Here is a 2664-nt window from a genome sequence, read left to right on the forward strand (position 1 = left end):
CCTCCTCCGGCGTCATGCCGCAGAACACCGCCGTCGCCGCGGCGGTGTGCTCGTCGGCCAGGTCCGCCTCCAGCCGCGCGGTGGCGGCGAACGCGCTGCCCTGCGCCACGTGCGGCAGGTGGTCGCCCGCGCGGTCGCGGAACGCCCGCAACCCGGCTTCGTCGGCGGCGCCCGCGTAGGTCGCGGCCAGCCCCGCGCCGCTGTAGAGGTCGGCGCGGCGCTCCTCGGCGAAGGAGTCGATGAGGTCCGCCACGACGCGGTGGTCCGCGCCGCCCACGAACCACGCCGCCCGGCCGATGCCCTGGTCGATCGCGTGGTCGGCGTACCAGGACTGCCCGCCGCCGGGCCACGGGAAGTCCGGTTCGCGGTACTGGCCCCGCACGTACCGCTCGGTGCGGAAGTACGCCTGGTGGAAGCCGTAGCCGTCCAGCGCGAGCCAGCGCAGCAGCGGGTCGCCCAGCTCCAGCCGCGACCAGCGGAACCGGGGCAGGCGGGCCATCGCCCAGCCGATGCCGACGTGGGCCATGTAGGAGTGCCGGGCGGCGCGCCCGGCCAGGAACCGCGCGGTGAGCCCGCCCCGGCCGAACGGCAGGCCGTCGCGCACCGCGAAGCCCATCGCGGCGCCCTCGTAGGCGAAACCGCGGAACCGGCGCGGCACCTGTTCCAGCCGCTGCTCGGGTTCGCCGGGCGTGCGCGCCTCGGCGGCGTACCCGTACCCCTCCAGGAAAGAGCGGCCGACGGTTTCCAGGAGTTCGCGCGCCGCCGCGTCCTTCTCGTGGAAACCGCGTACTTCGAGTTTCGTGTTCGACACGCCGGGAGTGAGCACGCGTCGCCTGAGCGCCCGCCAAGGGCCGGCCATTTTCGCTCCCTTCGTCCCGCCGCGCGTGGGCGCGGCGCCACGGACTTGACGAAATCGTCGGACCGGCGCGCGCCCGCTGCCTACTCCCAGCGTGCGAAGCGGTGCGCGGGCACCGGGAAAAGCCCGTCGCGCGCATTCCCGGTGGCGTGATCACGACGGGCAACCGGCGAGTAGCAGCACGGCCGCCGCCGGTGCGACCCTCGGCCGGACGGGGGCCGCAGACCCTGCGCCCGAGGTGGGACCCTGCGCCCGAAGTGCCGACACACCCCGAGGACTCTCATGACGGCTCACTTTGACGACATCATCGTCGGTGCCGGATCGGCCGGCGCGGCCCTCGCGGTCCGGTTGAGCGAGGACCCCGCGCGGCGCGTGCTGCTGCTGGAGGGCGGTCCGGACCACGTCGCGCGCGAGGAGCTGCCGGAGGAGGTCCGCTACGGCCGGACCATGTCGTTCACCGGCCAGGACTGGACCTTCCGCGCGGAGGTGCACGACGGCAGGCGCATCCGCTACCCGCGCGGCCGGATCACCGGCGGGTCGTCCGCGGTGGGGGCGACGGTCGGGCTGCGCGGCGTGCCCGCCGACTACGACGAGTGGGCCGCCGCCGGGAACCCCGGCTGGTCCTACGCCGACGTGCTGCCGTACTTCCGGAAGCTGGAGCGCGACGTCGACTTCGGCGAGGGCGAGTTCCACGGCGGCGGCGGGCCGATGCCGGTCCGCCGCTGGCGGCCGGAGGAGCTGTCGCCGGGGCAGACCGCGTTCGTGGAGTCCTGCCTGCGCGCGGGTTTCCCGGAGGTCAAGGACCACAACCACCCCGAGGCCACCGGCATCGGGTCGATCCCGTCGACCCGCCACGACGCCGTGCACCGCGCCACCACCGCGACGACCTACCTGGCCCTGGTGCGCGACCGGGCCAACCTGGAGATCCGGCCCGGCACGGTGGTCGACCGCGTGGTGTTCGAGGGCTCGCGGGCGGTCGGCGTGCTGGCGGCCACCGACGGCGGCGCGTACGAGCTGGTGGCGGGCCGCCGGGTGGTGCTGGCCGCGGGCGCGGTCGCCTCGCCCGCGATCCTGCTGCGCTCGGGCGTCGGCCCGGCCGAGGACCTGCGCCGGCTCGGCGTCGACGTGCGCGCCGACCTGCCCGGCGTCGGCGCGAACCTGGTGGACCACCAGCGCACCGGCGCGTTCCTGGTGCCGCGGCCCGGCGTCGTCGACCGCACCGAGGCGTTCCTCCAGGAGATCCTGCGCACCACCTCGCCGGTCACCGGGGAGTTCAACGACCTCCAGTACTACATGGTCAACCACTTCGACCTGGGTCCCTTCCCGGAGCTCCAGATGCTCTCGGGCACCGACGAGATCCTCGGCGTGATGGTGGTGTCGCAGCGGCCCGGCTCGCGGGGCCGGATCACGCTGCCGTCGGCCGACCCGTCCGCCCAGCCCTCCATCGCGCTCAACTTCCTCGACGACGAGCGCGAGATGGACGTCCTGGTGGACGGCGTGCGCACCGCGTGGCAGCTGGCCCACCACCCGGACATCCTCAAGCTGGGGCAGGGTTTCGTGGTGCTGCGCGACGCCATGATCGACAAGGACGACATGGTCCGCCAGTACGTGAAGACGAGCTTGGAGAGCGCTTACCACCCGACCGGCACGGTGCGCATGGGCCCGGCGTCCGACCCGGACGCGGTGGTCGACCCGCGCGGCGCGGTGCACGGCCTGGACGCGCTGCACGTCTGCGACTCCTCGATCATGCCGAACACGGTGCGCGCCAACACCAACCTGACCTCCGTCATGATCGGCGAGCGGATGGC

2 protein-coding genes are annotated in these 2664 nt (G+C 74.2%); one reads left to right on the forward strand and one right to left on the reverse strand.

Features of this window, described 5'->3' with window-relative positions; all coding sequences use genetic code 11:
• Nucleotides 1-811, reverse strand: an 811-nt coding sequence (locus tag ACR807_RS41605; RefSeq protein ID WP_438927063.1) for a DUF1702 family protein, incomplete at its 3' end; no start/stop codon positions are given.
• A 327-nt stretch (nucleotides 812-1138) separates the two neighbouring features.
• On the opposite strand from ACR807_RS41605, the gene ACR807_RS41610 reads away from it, so the two are divergent.
• On the forward strand, nucleotides 1139-2664 hold a 1526-nt coding region (locus ACR807_RS41610), incomplete at its 3' end, for a GMC family oxidoreductase (RefSeq protein ID WP_438927064.1).

This window comes from Saccharothrix sabaoui (assembly GCF_051756985.1).
GTDB lineage: Bacteria > Actinomycetota > Actinomycetes > Mycobacteriales > Pseudonocardiaceae > Actinosynnema.